We start from the raw sequence: 14,064 nt of genomic DNA, 5'->3' as shown, positions 1-14,064 counted from the left end.
TTCTGGCCATCCTTGGATTCTCGCTTCCCCCAGCAGTGTGCTGGATTCCACGTGTCCAAGATCAGGGGTCAAGCTCCGAGTGGGGTGTATCAAAGATCTTGGACAACCTCTTGAGGCGAGAGGATCGAGATCATGGCAGCGAGTTCGAGGCGGAAGTTCAGTCCGCAGTTCAAGACCGAGGCGGTGCAGCTGGTCCTGCAGAGTGACCCCCGAGTTGCACCAGGTGAGCCGGTTTCCGGGGTAGCCCGGTGCGTCTGTGCAGGTAGCGGCGGTGCGTGTGCGGAAAATGGCACACTAACGGCTCGGTAGACTCCGCCTCGTGGCCGCCTACATCCGCAAAGTCCGCACTGCCTCGGGAGCGACCGCGGTGCAGATCGCGGCCAAGCAGGACCGCCGGGACAAGGTCCTCGAGCACCTCGGATCGGCCCACACCGACAGCGAACTCGCCGCCCTGCTCGAAACCGCTCGAACCAAACTGCTCGCCGGCCAGCAAGAGCTCGACCTCGACCTCGGCACCACCAGCTCTGCACCGACGATCACCGGGAAACGGTCCCGCTGGTTGATCGAGGTCATCGCTGCTGCCTGGCGGCGTCTCGGCTTCGATGTCATCGACAACGACGCGTTCTTCCAGCTCGTGGCAGCCCGCCTCGTCGAACCGACGTCGGTTGCCGATGCGGGCAGAGTGCTGCGCGAGATCGGTATCGCCCCGGCCCACCGCAACACCTTCGTGCGAACTCTGCAGCGATGCACTGGCCACGGTTACCGCGACGACATCGCACGACGCTGCTTCGAGCACGCCGCCACCGCGGGAGATCTGAACCTGCTGCTCTACGACGTGACCGTGCGCCGTGAGGCGCTTGCTGTTCGAGCGGAGGTGAGAGACCTTTGCCTTGAGCCTGGCCGTAGCCAGGAGTCTATGAAGCTGGGGGCAGCCTGACCGGGGAGACGCCCGGGAGGGTGGGAGCAGCCCTGACAAAGCCGTGTCGCGTCAGCACCGCTGGATGGCGTGGGCGCGGCGAGCGATGCCGAAGAGGTATACGCGAGGAACCGGTGTCATCACCTGTCTTGACGTATAACCGCCTCCAACCCTGCGGATCTGGGGCGGGCGCGGTGAGCTTTCTGCCGGAGTGACGGGCAGGCAGACCGTCCGGGGGACGAGTTACTTTCCCGGGCGGGGCCGGCGGCGAATGACTACGGAGTAGTCGCCGGTGGGTGCCGCAGGCAGATAGCCGGGTGCCTCCTTCGGTGAGCGAACAGCGAGTGAACACGGGAAGGTTCTCGGATCTGCCACGACCGTGGTGCAGCCGGTGCTGCGGGGTGGCTGGGTGCGTCGTCCACCGACCGATCCGGGAACTGGCGGAGCCGCCGTAGTACTGCGAGTCCGGGAGAGCCGGACACATCGGGAAGGGCGGCAGCGACAATGGATAGGAGGTACTGCGATGGCGCAAGACGCGTCGGTGAACTCCGGCGCCGGGCCTCGGGCGGATATCGCCCGGGATCGGGTAGCGCGGACGCAGATCAAGTATCACCGGTGGGCCAAGACCGACCGCAGTGCGCGGTTCGGGGACTTGTTCAACCTCGTGTCCCACCCGGACTATCTGCGGATGGCCTGGTCGGTGGTGGCACGCAACAAAGGGGCTCGCACTGCTGGGATCGACGGTGTGACTGTGCACCGGATCGAACAGCGCGGCGAGGTCCAGGCGTTCTTGTCCGGGATCGCCGCAAGCATCGAGGACGGCACGTATCGGCCCGCGCCGGTGCGGCGGGTGCTCATCCCCAAACCGGGCGGCAAGTCCCGCCCGTTGGGGATCCCGACCGTGACCGACCGGGTCGTGCAACAGTCGTTGAAGATGGTGCTGGAACCGATCTTCGAGGCCGACTTTCTGCCGGTCTCGTACGGTTTCCGGCCGAAGCGGCGAGCCCACGATGCGGTCGCGGAGATCCATTACTACGCTCAGCGCGGGTACCGGTGGGTGCTGGACGCGGACATCGAAGGCTGTTTCGACCACATCGATCACCGGGCGTTACTCGCACGGGTGCGGGCACGGATCGCGGACAAGAAGACCGTCGCATTGGTGCGGGCGTTCCTCAAGGCCGGGGTGCTCGATGAGCTCGGCCGCCAGGACAGTACCGATGCGGGAACGCCGCAGGGCGGGATCATTTCGCCGCTGCTGGCCAACATCGCGTTGTCCGCTCTGGACGAGGCGATCATGGTTCCGTGGCAACCCGGTGGCGATCAGGCCACGCAGTGGGCTCGTCGCAAACGGGCGCGTGGCGGAGTGGGCAACTGGCGGATCGTGCGCTACGCGGACGATTTCGTCATCATGACCAACGGCAGCAGAGATGGCGTACTCGCCTTGAAAGAACAAGTCACCGAGGTGCTCGGCGGGATCGGACTCCGTTTGTCCGAGAACAAAACCCGCATCACGCACCTCGAGCATGGGATCGACTTCCTCGGCTTCCACCTCCAGTGGAGGCAACGACGAGGAGGCGGAAAGTGGTACTGCATGACCTTCATCGCCGACAAGGCGTTTCGGTCGATCAAGCAGACCATCCGCCAGTTGACCCCACGCCGGTCTCCTCGGCCCCTGACGGCTGTGATCGTCGAGGTCAACGCGGCACTGCGTGGCTGGACATACTATTTCCGCCACGCGCTGGCCGGGCGACGTTTTTCCTTCCTCCGGTATTTCACCTGGCGAAGGTTCGTGGCCTGGCAGCGCGAGCAGCGTCGTTGGAACTGGTCCAAGGTCAGACGGTGGCTCCGCCGTTCCGACGGCAGTTGGAGACCCATCGCGACCTCGGACGCGGTCCTGTTCGATCCCACTCGAGTGCGGATCGAACGCTACTGGTACCGCGGGACGAAGATCCCCAGTCCCTACGACCCGATCATGGCTGCCTGACCGGCACCATCGTCGTGGAGAGCCCGTTGCGCTGAAAGGCGCACGGCGGGTTCGGCGGGAGGCCCGGGGAAACGGAGCAGCAGCAATGCCGCCACCGCGCCCCGGGTCCACCCAACACCTTGTACTTCGAAGCCGACAAGGAAGACGACCTACGGAAAGTCGGCTACTCCAAGGAGCGCCGGGTCGACCCGCAGATCGTCGTCGGGCTGCTCGTCGACCGCACCGGATTTCCGTTGGAAATAGGGTGTTTCGAAGGAAACCACGCCGAGACCCGCACCATCGTGCCCATCGTGCGGCAGTTCCAGGCCCGCCACAATATCGACGGGGTGGAGATGGTCATCGCCGCCGACGCCGGGATGTTGTCGTCGACGAATCTGAAGGATCTCGATGCTGCCGGACTGAAGTTCATCGTCGGATCGCGGGTGACGAAGGCCCCGGCGGATCTGGCCAGTCATTTCCACTGGAACGGGGACGTGTTCACCGACGGGCAGGTCATCGATACCGTCACCCCACGGCACGCCAAGAGCACGGTCAACGACCTCACCCGTCGCAGTGAGCCGGTATGGGAGCCGACCGACACGACGGCGTGGCGAGCGATCTGGGCGTACTCGACCAAGCGTGCCGTCCGCGACAACCAGACGCTGAACGCGCAGGAAGCCCGGGCCCGGGAGGTCGTCGACGGCACCCGTGCTGCTATAGCACCGCGATTCGTCAAGACCACCACCAGGGGCAAATCCCTCGACACCGATGCTCTGGCCCGGGCGCGTTCCCTGATCGGTCTGAAAGGCTACGTGACGAACCTGCCTGTCTCGCTGATGGATCCGCAGGAAGTCATGGCGAAGTATCACGATCTGTGGCATGTCGAGCAGTCGTTTCGGATGTCGAAGACCGACCTACGTGCCCGCCCGATCTTCAGTCACACCCGCGACTCCATCGAGGCGCACCTGACCATCGTGTTCACCGCCTTGGCGATCTCACGCTATCTGCAGGACGCGACCGGGATGTCGATCCGGAAGATCGTGCGGACCTTGCGTCCCCTGCAGGAAGTCACCATCACGATCGCCGGCCACGAGCACACCGCCTTCGACCCGCTCACCGACGACGCCGTGCACATCCTCGACTCCCTCAGCATCGCGAATCCCCGGTCCGGGTTGGCACACTAATCTGGTGCAACTCGGGCTTGAGGCGAGAGGATCGAGATCATGGCAGCGAGTTCGAGGCGGAAGTTCAGTCCGCAGTTCAAGACCGAGGCGGTGCAGCTGGTCCTGCAGAGTGACCGCTCGATTGCCGAGGTGGCCGGGGAGTTGGCGATCAACCCGGGCACTCTGGGCAACTGGGTTCAGAAGCACCGGCAGGCCAATCCGGAGCCGGACACGTCGATGAGTCCGGCCGACCACGGCAGGCTGGCCGAGCTCGAGGAGCAGAACCGCAAGCTGAAGATGGAAAATGAGTTCCTAAAAAAAGCCGCGGCCTTCTTCGCCCGGGAGCAGGACTGAACGAGAAGTCAGTCCTGATCGAGGCGGAGAAGGCGAACTTTCCGATCGACTGGATGTGCGCCCAGCTCGGCGTGGCCCGCTCGTCGTTCTACGCGTGGCGCGCCCGCGCCGGGCAGGTTACAGCCACCCAGGCGCGCCGCGAAGCGCTGAAGATGGAGGTCGAGCGCGTTTTCCATAAGCAGCGCGGCACTGCCGGGTGCCGGCGCATCGCTGCCATTCTCAATGACGAGGGGCACCCGGCCTCGGTGGGGCTCGTGGCCGACCTGATGCGCGAGCTCGGCCTGGCGGCGATCCAGCGCAAGGCCTACAAACGCACCACCGTCCCGGACGAGAAAGCCCAAGTCTTCGCCGACAAGCTGGGCCGCGACTTCGCCCCGAGCAGTCACCGCCCCGGCACCGCACTGGTCGGCGACATCACCTACCTACGCACCGGCCAGGGGTGGCTGTACCTGGCCACCGTGATCGACCTGGCCACGCGCAAGGTGATCGGATGGCAGACCGCTGAGCACATGCGCGCCAGCCTGGTCGTCGACGCCCTGGAAATGGCCCGTACGCAGGGCCAAGCCGCCGAAGGGGCAATATTTCACTCCGACCACGGGTCTCAGTACACCTCCGACGAATTCGTCACCTACTGCACCCAGCACGGGTTCGTGCAGTCGATGGGCCGCACCGGGGTGTGCTGGGACAACGCCGCGGCGGAGACGTTCTTCGCCACCCTGAAAAACGAGATGTACCACCAGCAGGTGTTCCATACCCGCGCCCGAGCACGGTTCGCCGTCGCCGAGTACATCGAGGTGTTCTACAACCGTCAAAGACCGCACTCCAGCCTGGGCTACCGCACCCCGGCCCAGGCATGGGCCGACGCCCACAATCCCGCCGCCGAGGACCTAACCGAGGCGGCCTGACACACCCGAAATCACCGAGGACCTGTCCACAATCCTTGACACAGCCCACTCTCCTATAAGCGGGCTCTCCTGTACGGCCCCCGGCTCCCTCCCGCACCTACTCGACGCCCCTTCCGGCTGGGGAAGGCTGCCGCTCCCAGCCCTACAGGATCCCGGGGCCGTCGAGGGCAGCCCACAGGACACCGGCCAGGACGCCCAGCGCCAGGCTCGCGGTCGCGGCGACCGCGGCCGTGACGGCCGGCCAGGCGGCCATCCCGCCGCGTCCGGGGAACTCGGCGGCTTGGGAGTCGGGTCGGGCGAAGACGGGGGCGAACCAGCGCAGGTAGTAGAAGAGGCTGATCACGCTGTTGACCACCACCACCAGAGCCAGCCACCCGTGACCGCCGTCCCAGGCGGCGGTGGCGGTGGTCAGTTTGCCCACGAAGATCGCCAGGGGCGGGGTGCCCACCAGCCCCAGCAGCGCCACCAGCACGGTCAGTCCCAACCCTGGGCGGGAGCGGGCCAGCCCGCGGTATTCGGCGAGCGTCCGGTGCTCGGGCAGGGCAGCGGTCACGGCAAAGGCGGCGACGTTGGTCACGGCGTAGGCGGCCAGGTAGAACAACAGCGAGGGCAGGGCCAGGTCGCTGCGCCCGGCTGCGGCCACGGGCACCAGCAGGAACCCCACCTGCGCCACGGTCGACCAGCCCAGTAGCCGGCGGGGATTGGTCTGCCAGTAGGCGGCCAGGTTGCCCAGGAACATCGAGGCGGTGGCCAGTAGGGCGGCGACGAGCAACCAGGAGTGCTCTTCGGCGGAGACCGTGGCCACCAACCGGTACACGGCCACCAGCGCGCCCACCTTGGGCACGGTGGTCAGGAACGTGGCGGCGGTGACCCCGGAGCCCTGGGCGGCGTCGGGCACCCAGAAGTGCATCGGCACCCCGCCGGCCTTGAACAGCAGCCCGGCCAGCACCCCCAGGATGCCTGTCCCCACGGCGGCGTCCGGTGCGGTGGGCAACGCCTCCCGGAGCAGGGCGTAGTCGGTGCCTCCGGCCAGGGCATAGAGCACGGTGACGCCCAGCATCAGCAGGATCCCGGACAGCGCCCCCATGAGGTAGGTCTTGACCGCCGCCTCGGCGCCCAAGCGGCCGCCGGTGAGTCCGATGATCCCGTACAGCGGGATACTGGCCAGCAGGAATCCCACGATCAGCACCAACAGGTCGGTGATCCCGGCCAGGACCATCACCCCGGCGGTGGCGAAGAGCAGCAGGGCGTAGGTGTCGGATTCGCGCGGGGAGTCCTTGAGCTCCCCGGAGGCCACCCCCAGGATCAGCAGGGTGGCCAGGGTGGCTATCACCCGTGCGGCGCCGGTGGCGGTGTCCACGGCAAAGGTACCCGCAAAGGCGCTTTGCGCAGGCCCGGCCATAGCCACCGCGGCGGCGGTCGCGGCGCCCAGTAGCGCCAGGGCGGCCGCGGCGCGGGCGATCCACTGGCGCTGCCGGGGGAGGAACGATCCGCCCAGTAGCACCGCCAATCCGCCGGTAAAGACGATGATCTCGGGCAGCAGCAGCCCGGGGCTCATCTGCATGGAGGCGTCCACGGGTTACCGTCCCACCAGTTCCACGAGGGCGGCCGAGCTCGGCTCGATCACCCCGAGCAGCACCAGCGGCAGCACTCCGATCAGCACGGACAGCGCCAGCAGAGGGCCGGCCGACCACAGCTCGTGCGCCCGCAGGTCCGCGAACCCGGGGGAGCGCCCGGCGGCGGGCCCGGTGAAGACCCGCTGCAGGGCCCGCAGGAACAGGGCGGCGGTGATCACGATGCCCACTAGCGCCACTGCGGTCACCGGGGCCACGGCCACGCTGCCGGCGAAGATCTGGAACTCGGCTATGAACCCGGAGAATCCGGGCAGGCCCAGGGAGGCAAAGGCGCCGATCGCGAACAGCGCCGCGTACCGCGGGGCGGGGCCGGCCAGCCCGCCATAGGAACCCAGGTCGTAGGTCCCGGCCCGGCTCTGCATGACCCCGGCCAGCAAGAACAGGGCGGCGGTGATCAGTCCGTGGCTGACCATCTGCACCATCGCGCCGGTGACCGCCACGGACCGGGCCTGCTCGGCACCCTCCACCAGCAGCCCGGCCGCACCCAGGGCCAGGACGATGTAGCCCATGTGGTTGACGGAGGTGTAGGCGATCATCCGCTTGAGGTCGGTCTGGGCAAGCGCCACCAGTGCGCCGTAGAGCACGGAGACGATTCCCACGGCCACGATCACCCAGGCCCACGCCCGCCAGACCTCGGGCAGCATCGGCATGGCGATCCGCACGAAGCCGTACGCGCCCATCTTCAGCAACACCCCCGCCAGGACGGCCGAGCCGGCGGCCGGGGCGTCGGTGTGGGCCGGGGGAAGCCAGGTGTGGAACGGCACGGTGGGGGTCTTGACGGCCAAGCCCACCAGGATCGCCGCCAGCACCAGCCCCCCGGCGAGCGGCTCACCGGCCAGCGGGGGTGCGGCGACCAGCTCGGGGATGTCAAAGGTGTGGGGCGCCGAGAACACATACAGCCCGATGAAACCCAGCAGCAGGGCCAGCGACCCCAGGAACGTGTAGAGGAAGAACTTCAGCGCCGACCGGGCCGCATTGCCGTGGCCCCACCCGGCGATGATGAAGTACATTCCCACGATCGACAGGTCAAAAAAGACGAAGAACAGGATCAGGTCGGCCGAAACGAACACGCCGAGGCTCATGCTCTGCAGGAACAAAAATAGCGCCGCCTGCACGCGCGGCCGGTCCGAATCCCGCAGGCAGTACACAGCGCACGCCAAGAACACCACGACCGTCATCGCCACCAGCGGCAGGGACAGCCCGTCGATGCCCACGTGGTAACTGCTGCCCACCCCCGGGATCCACGGCACCTGCTCCTCGAACGCCAGCCCGTTCGGTCCCGGGTCCTTGTAGCCGGCCCACACCACGGCAACCAGCAGCACTTCCAGCACGCTCACCGCGATCCACGCCCATCGCGCGGCCGCCGGCCCGATCGCCGGCACCGCGGCCAGGACGGCGGCGGCGGCCAAGGGGAGAAAGACGATCAGACTGAGCATGCTCATCCCATCACTGCGTAGACGGTCCAGGCCACCACGGCCACGGTGAGCACCGCGACGGCCTGCAGGAGGTACTGGTGGACGGCCCCGGTCTGCGGGGTGCGGGCCAGGTGCCCGAGTCGGCGAACCCAACCGGCCAGGCCCTCGACGGCGCCGTCGACCACGGCGTCATCGAGGCGGGCCGCGCCCTGCCCGGCCGTATGGGCGGCCCGTGCGGCTGCTCCGACTCCGGCGTCGAGGACCTCGTCGTCGAACCGCGCCACGGACCGTGCCAGCATCGGGACGGCCCCGGCCACGGAGGTCACGGCGCGGTCCAGGACCGCGTCGTCGAACCGGGCCAGGAGGTGCGCCAACCGCATGACGGGAACGACGACGACAACGTGCGCAGCAGCCTCCAGCCCCAGCCACCGCTCGGCCCACCCGAGTTCCGGGGCGCGTAGACGTCGCATCAGCAGCACCACGGCCAGGGCGATGGCGGCCGAGACCACGAGCTCGAGCGCCGTCACCTCGCCGTGCCCGCCCATCGCCTGGGCGAGGGCGCCGCTGAGCGGGGGCAGCGCCAACACCGACAGCCCGGCCGCCCCCGCGGCCAGCACGACCAGCGGAGCCTGCTCGAGCGCCCCCACCTGCCCGGTGCCGAGCTCTTGCGTTGCGCCGACCTCCCGCCCGGCGGTGGGCTCCTCGACCCGGGCCCGGGCCCCGCGGTGCCAGATCGTCCATAGGACCTTGCCGGAGTAGGCCGCCGACAGGGCCGCCGCCACCAGTCCTGTGGCGTAGAGCCAGGCCGAGGTCTCCAGGGCCCCAGCCAGCACCGCGTCTTTGGTCGCCCACAGGGACAGCGGCGCGATCCCGGCCAGGGCCAGGGCTCCCACGGTCGCGGTCACGCCCACCACCGGCCATCGGCGGCCCGCCCCGCGCAGTTCCGTGAGCTTCTCGGTGCCCAACGCGGTGAGCCACGCCCCGGCAGCGAGGAACAGCAGTGCCTTGGTGGAGGCATGGGCCACCAGTTGGGCGGCACCTCCGCTCACCGCGCCCACTCCGGCGGCCAGCACCACAAATCCCATCTGCGCCACAGTGGACGCCGCCAGCAACTGTTTGAGATCCCGTTGGGCCAACGCCACGATCCCCATCGCCACCGCGGTCAGTAGCCCGATCCACGCGGCGGCCGGGCCCGCCCACCCGGTGGAGGCGAGCAGCGGCTCCACGCGCAGCAGCAGGTAACCGCCCATTGCCACCATCGCCGCCGAGTGCAGCAGTGCGCTGACCGGACTGGGGCCCTTCATCGCGCCGGAGAGCCAGAACGAGAACGGCAGCTGCGCGGCCTTGCCCAGTGCCGCCACCAGGATCCCGGCCGCCACCACGTGCCGCCACGGGCTCTCCGCCGCCGGCAACTCGGACAGGCCCATACCGGCGCCGCCGGCCAAGGCAGCGCCGGCGGCCAGGTAGAGACCCAGGTCGGCGGTACGGGTGGTGAGGAAGGCCGTGAGCCCGGCCGAGACGCGGTCGGTGTCCCGCCACCAGAACCCGATCAACGCGTACGAGGTCGCGCCCATCAACTCCCAGGCAAACAGCAGCGCCGGCAGGCTGGCGGCCGAGGCCGTGATCAGGGCCGCGGCGGCGAAGAGCAGCATCAGCCCGTGGAAGCGGGGCCGGGCCGCCCGGATGTTGCCGGCCGCAAAAACCAGCACCAAAAGGGTCACCACTGCGACCATCGGCAGGGTCAGCGCCGCCAGGGCGTCGACCTCCAGTGCCACGTCGCCGCCGGCGATGAACGGGAACGCCACCGCAGGCCGCGCAACGGCGACGACAGCCGCCAGCAGCGCGGTCACGGCAGCGGTCGATACCGCGATCGGGGCCGCAACCCGCTCCGCCCGGGTCAGCGCGAGCACCGCACCCACGGCAGCCGGGAGCACCACCAGGGTCAGCAGCAAGGTCTGGTCGGCGGTCATCCGGAGAGATCCTCGGCCATGTCGGTCATGTCGGTCTGCCGCTTGCGGTGCAACAGCGTCGCCACGGCAAAGCCAATGGCCATCTCCACGGTCATGGCCGCCAGCACCACCAGCAGCAGCACCTGCCCGGAGGGGCCCGGGGCCAGGAACCACCAGAACCCCGCGGCGGCCAGGAGCACCCCGTTGATCATCAACTCCAGGCCCATCATCACCATCACCACCACCTGCTGGGACAGGGCCCCGTAGAGCCCGACGGCGAACAGGGCGGCGGCCACCACCAGAACGGCCTCCAGGGTCATCGACCCACACCTCCCGGCTGGGGGTCGTCGGCCGGGCGGCGCCGCAGATCGTCGCCGAGCCGGTCGTAGCGGGTGCGCCCGGCGGCCAGGACGATCCCGGCCACGATGGTGGCCACCATGACCGCGCCCACCACGGCCATCACCAACATCTTTTCGCCCATGATCTCCAGGCCCAGCGCGTTGGTGAGGTCCTCGGGTGGGGCGCCACGTCGCTCGGGCCACGGGATCAGCAGCGCCCCGGCGGCCAGCAGCACAAAGACCCCGACCGAGGTGCCGATCGCGGTCTTCTTCCCGTGGGTCATGTCCATCGGCATCAGCGCCGGGTTCATGCCCATGAACATCACCATGTAGACCGCCATCACCGCCATCTCCATGACCATCATCAGAATCGTGATGATGCCCAGGTAGCTCTGACCCAGCAGCAAAATCATCACCCCCACGGCGATGAACGATGCCGCCAGCGCGTAGGTGGCCCGGGCCATCGAGTCCACCACGAACACGGCCGTCCCCGCGGTCACCGCCACCACAGCGAGTACCCAGAACACGATCCCGACCAGCACGGCTCAGCCCTTCCAGACCACGACGAGGGACACAAGCAGATCCTGGGCCACGACGGCCGGGAGCAAGACAGTCCAGCCGATCTCCATGAACCGATCCGGTCGCAGCAGCGGAAGTTTGCGCCGCGCCCACACCAGAACCGTCAGCACCAGCGCTGTCTTGACCAGCACCCACGCCCAGTCGGGCAGGACGGGCCCGGCACCACCGCCGAGGAAGAGCGGCACCGAGAACGCCGCCCCGGCGGTGAGGAACAGGTAGCGCCCGGCCTGCAGGACCAGCCGATCGACCCCCGAGAGTTCGGCCGTCACCCCGCCGACGATGTCCGCGGACAGGGCCGGGGCGAATGGACCCCATACAGAGAAGCCGGTCACGCCGATCAGGAAGACCAGGAACGCCACCGGCATCCACACCACAAACCACACGCCGTCCTGCGCGGCCGCGACGTCGCCCACCGCCAGACTGCCGGCGGCGATCGCCGGGGCCACCAATGCGAACATCAGCGGCAGCTCATAGGCCAGCCCGTGCGCGAGGAAGCGGTAACCGCCCACCAGACCGTGGATGGAGTTGGCGCCCCACCCCGCCAGCCAGACCAGGGCCCACACCATGACGTCGACGGCGTTGAACCACACGACTCCCACGTCGAGGTCCGCCAGTGTCCAGCGGCCCAGCGGGATCACGGCGATCATCAGGAACGCCCCGACCAGCATGCCCGCGCCGCCGATCCGCCACAGCAGGGTGTCCGCGGCGACCGTCGTGCGGCGACGCTGCCGCAACAGACGGGCCGCACGGGCCAGGGGAGTGGGCCCGCCACGACCGCCGCCCCGCGCCGGCGACGAGAGCACCCCGTCCAGCGCCACCGCGAACAACGCCAGCCCACACAGGATCACCCCGGCCAGCACGGCCCACCCACCGGACACGGTCGTCACCACGGTCTCAGACATGCCCCACCTCCCGGACGGCAGGATGCGAGCCCAGATCAAGGCTCGCCACCGCCAAGCGCACAGTGCCCAGCTCCAAACCGGTCACCAGGTCCGGCACCACCGCCCACGGCACAGTTAGTTTGTCCGCAGATTCCTGCGCTGAGCCGCCATCCGCCCGGTCCGGCGTTGCGCCGCCGACCTCGACGCGGATCCGTTCCAGTTGGGCCAGCAACCGGTCGTGGGCATCCCCGAGGCAGTGCCCCGGCAAGCCGTGGCGCTCCAGATCGGCCGGGCCGAGCGGCAGCACGCCCCGCAATGACCAGCGCAGCAGCCGCGACCTGCGAACCTTCCGGTGCAGACGCTCGACGGCGTCACGGGCGGCACCGGGATCGCCCGTCAGAATCCCGTCCCGGGCACGGCGGGCGCAGTCCGCCAGGTCTTCGGCACCGGCCAGTGCCAGCAGTGCCATGACCTGATCACATTGGGTCACCGTGGCAGACGCGTGGTCCGTGGGCCGACCGGGTGCTCCGGCCCTGTGCTCCGTCGCGTCGATCACCGAGGCGGTGGCGCCGACGACAACGTCCCCCTGTAGCGAGCAGTGCAGCACGAGCCCGGCCGGCCAGAACGGCAATACCGGACCGAGCGGCAGATGGAGAACATCCATCTCCAGGCCGTCGCGGTCCTCCCCGCCTTCGGCCAAGGGAATCCCGGCGGGAGCCATGTCCATATCCCCGTGGCCTTCATGGCCCTCGTGCCCGCCGTGGTCTGCGTGGCCCTCGTGGCCACCATGCCCGCCATGGTCTTCGTGGCCCTCGTGCGCCTGGCGATCCGCGTGCTCTTCGTGGTCCGAGTGTCCACCGTGGCCCTGGTGTTCCTCGTGTCCTTCGTGACCCACGTGCCCTTCGCCATCAGCATTGTTCGCGTGATCGGACATCGAGGGCTCCTGCGCCCGTTCGCGGGCGTCGGTCCGGTGATGGGAAGTGTCGAGCAGGTGCGCAGTGGCATTGTCGAGGGCGGGAACCACCGCTCCGGGCGAGGCGATGCCGATGCGCACCCGAGGGCCGGGCATCTGCTCCCAGAGGCGGTTCGCCAGATCCGACAGCTCAGGGCCCGGCGCACCACACACGACGAGCACGTCCCCCTGAGCCGGACTACTGGCTATCCGCCACCCGCGACGGAGTAGCTGTTGCTCAAGCTCCATCCGAGTCGCCCACTGGCCCGGGGCCTCGACGACGAGCACCCGGGTGGCCTGGACGGCGAGGCGGGCGAGAAACGGGCTCAAGCCCATCGGAATGCGCCTTCTCGCCGTGCCCAGGCCACGGCGACTAGCAGGGCACCAAGGAACAGGAACATCTCCACCACCGCAGAGAGCCCCTTCTCGATCACCACCACGGCCCACGGGTACATAAAGAGCATCTCGACGTCGAAGGCCAGAAACACGATCGAGGCGAGGTACCAGCGTGCGTGGAACCGCGACAGAGCGTGCTCCTGCGGTGCCCACCCGGATTGGGCCGGCAGGACTGTCAACGGGTCGGAGGTAATGCTGGCCACGCGGTGGAGTGCATAGAAGAGAGCAACGACAGACAGCGCCACCAGAGCCACGGACACGATCCCTGAGGACATGACGGTCTCTCCCCTTTCTCGCGGTCGAACATCGAGGCCGGTCGCTGAGCGGTGGGAGTCACCTTAACGGATTACCGCGATCGATAATCTCGTTCCAGCTCGGCGGTCAGCCGTGACCGGGGCCGGCTCCGCAGAGCAGGAACACCCGCGTGTGGGTCCGACTGATGCGAAATCTCTGGAACCGGTTGGGCTCGACTGGGGGCGGGGTTGTCGTCGAAAGAAAGCGCACACCTCCGCGCGTCGCTGGCTACTCATCGAAGAACTGTCTGTCAAGTCCCGAGTTTTGTTGAGGCTGAGCGTGTGTTCAGTTCTCAGGCCGCAGAAGCGGCTGGCGGTTGTGCGTA

11 protein-coding genes and 1 pseudogene are annotated in these 14,064 nt (G+C 68.4%); 4 read left to right on the top strand and 8 right to left on the bottom strand.

The genetic code is table 11. The annotated features are described in order from the left end of the window. Positions 1–319 precede the first annotated feature (319 nt). From NVV99_RS25540 to NVV99_RS25525, 4 genes and pseudogenes are all read left to right on the top strand, one after another. A complete protein-coding gene (locus NVV99_RS25540; RefSeq protein WP_231782143.1) occupies positions 320–937 on the top strand; it encodes a hypothetical protein in 618 nt (205 codons plus the stop codon). 502 nt (positions 938–1,439) lie between these two features. After that, positions 1,440–2,900: a group II intron reverse transcriptase/maturase gene (gene ltrA / locus NVV99_RS25535; protein ID WP_231782162.1), complete on the top strand. Its 1,461-nt coding sequence runs from the start codon at positions 1,440–1,442 to the stop codon at positions 2,898–2,900. A 116-nt stretch (positions 2,901–3,016) separates the two neighbouring features. Beyond that, positions 3,017–4,063: pseudogene (locus NVV99_RS25530) on the top strand (IS1634 family transposase); the annotation flags it as partial. A gap of 39 nt (positions 4,064–4,102) precedes the next feature. Then, a protein-coding gene (locus NVV99_RS25525) for an IS3 family transposase (protein WP_141764068.1) occupies positions 4,103–5,301 on the top strand; the annotation gives its coding sequence in 2 pieces (ribosomal slippage) (positions 4,103–4,358 and positions 4,358–5,301; 1,200 coding nt in all). A 142-nt stretch (positions 5,302–5,443) separates the two neighbouring features. Here the strand turns inward: NVV99_RS25525 and NVV99_RS25520 are convergent. The 8 genes from NVV99_RS25520 to NVV99_RS25485 are packed head-to-tail and all read right to left on the bottom strand — an operon-like array spanning position 5,444 to position 13,720. Further along, positions 5,444–6,859: an NADH-quinone oxidoreductase subunit N gene (locus NVV99_RS25520; protein WP_064257226.1), complete on the bottom strand. Its 1,416-nt coding sequence runs from the start codon at positions 6,857–6,859 to the stop codon at positions 5,444–5,446. 21 nt (positions 6,860–6,880) lie between these two features. Continuing rightward, complete coding sequence (locus NVV99_RS25515) at positions 6,881–8,371, bottom strand: NuoM family protein (protein ID WP_007626381.1); 1,491 nt, start codon at positions 8,369–8,371, stop codon at positions 6,881–6,883. A gap of 2 nt (positions 8,372–8,373) precedes the next feature. Beyond that, complete coding sequence (locus NVV99_RS25510; RefSeq protein WP_064257204.1) at positions 8,374–10,320, bottom strand: NADH-quinone oxidoreductase subunit L; 1,947 nt, start codon at positions 10,318–10,320, stop codon at positions 8,374–8,376. After that, a complete protein-coding gene (locus NVV99_RS25505; RefSeq protein ID WP_231782142.1) occupies positions 10,317–10,619 on the bottom strand; it encodes an NADH-quinone oxidoreductase subunit K in 303 nt (100 codons plus the stop codon). Before NVV99_RS25505 ends, NVV99_RS25510 begins: the two co-directional genes overlap by 4 nt. Continuing rightward, a complete protein-coding gene (locus NVV99_RS25500; protein ID WP_064257203.1) occupies positions 10,616–11,179 on the bottom strand; it encodes an NADH-quinone oxidoreductase subunit J in 564 nt (187 codons plus the stop codon). The genes NVV99_RS25505 and NVV99_RS25500 overlap by 4 nt, the downstream gene beginning before the upstream one ends. 3 nt (positions 11,180–11,182) lie before the next feature. Continuing rightward, positions 11,183–12,118, bottom strand: coding sequence for a complex I subunit 1 family protein (locus NVV99_RS25495; RefSeq protein WP_017836399.1), 936 nt, complete (start codon positions 12,116–12,118; stop codon positions 11,183–11,185). Next, positions 12,111–13,385, bottom strand: coding sequence for a hypothetical protein (locus tag NVV99_RS25490; RefSeq protein WP_231782164.1), 1,275 nt, complete (start codon positions 13,383–13,385; stop codon positions 12,111–12,113). Before NVV99_RS25490 ends, NVV99_RS25495 begins: the two co-directional genes overlap by 8 nt. After that, positions 13,376–13,720 carry an NADH-quinone oxidoreductase subunit A gene (locus NVV99_RS25485; protein ID WP_007626392.1) on the bottom strand — a complete coding sequence of 115 codons (345 nt, stop codon included), beginning with the start codon at positions 13,718–13,720 and terminating at the stop codon, positions 13,376–13,378. The genes NVV99_RS25490 and NVV99_RS25485 overlap by 10 nt, the downstream gene beginning before the upstream one ends. Positions 13,721–14,064 lie beyond the last annotated feature (344 nt).

It is taken from the genome of Rhodococcus sp. PAE-6 (assembly GCF_025290685.1).
Classification (GTDB): Bacteria; Actinomycetota; Actinomycetes; order Mycobacteriales; family Mycobacteriaceae; genus Rhodococcus; species Rhodococcus pyridinivorans.
Note: the sequence above shows the minus strand (reverse complement) of the source record. Positions and strands in the feature narration are given on the sequence as shown.

Bases quoted from the DNA above. Each gene is read 5' to 3' on its own strand.
- NVV99_RS25510 (WP_064257204.1), bottom strand. From the start codon at position 10,320: ATGACCGCCGACCAGACCTTGCTGCTGACCCTGGTGGTGCTCCCGGCT.
- NVV99_RS25495 (WP_017836399.1), bottom strand. From the start codon at position 12,118: ATGTCTGAGACCGTGGTGACGACCGTGTCCGGTGGGTGGGCCGTGCTG.
- ltrA (WP_231782162.1), top strand. From the start codon at position 1,440: ATGGCGCAAGACGCGTCGGTGAACTCCGGCGCCGGGCCTCGGGCGGAT.
- NVV99_RS25485 (WP_007626392.1), bottom strand. From the start codon at position 13,720: ATGTCCTCAGGGATCGTGTCCGTGGCTCTGGTGGCGCTGTCTGTCGTT.
- NVV99_RS25505 (WP_231782142.1), bottom strand. From the start codon at position 10,619: ATGACCCTGGAGGCCGTTCTGGTGGTGGCCGCCGCCCTGTTCGCCGTC.
- NVV99_RS25515 (WP_007626381.1), bottom strand. From the start codon at position 8,371: ATGCTCAGTCTGATCGTCTTTCTCCCCTTGGCCGCCGCCGCCGTCCTG.
- NVV99_RS25490 (WP_231782164.1), bottom strand. From the start codon at position 13,385: ATGGGCTTGAGCCCGTTTCTCGCCCGCCTCGCCGTCCAGGCCACCCGG.
- NVV99_RS25520 (WP_064257226.1), bottom strand. From the start codon at position 6,859: ATGAGCCCCGGGCTGCTGCTGCCCGAGATCATCGTCTTTACCGGCGGA.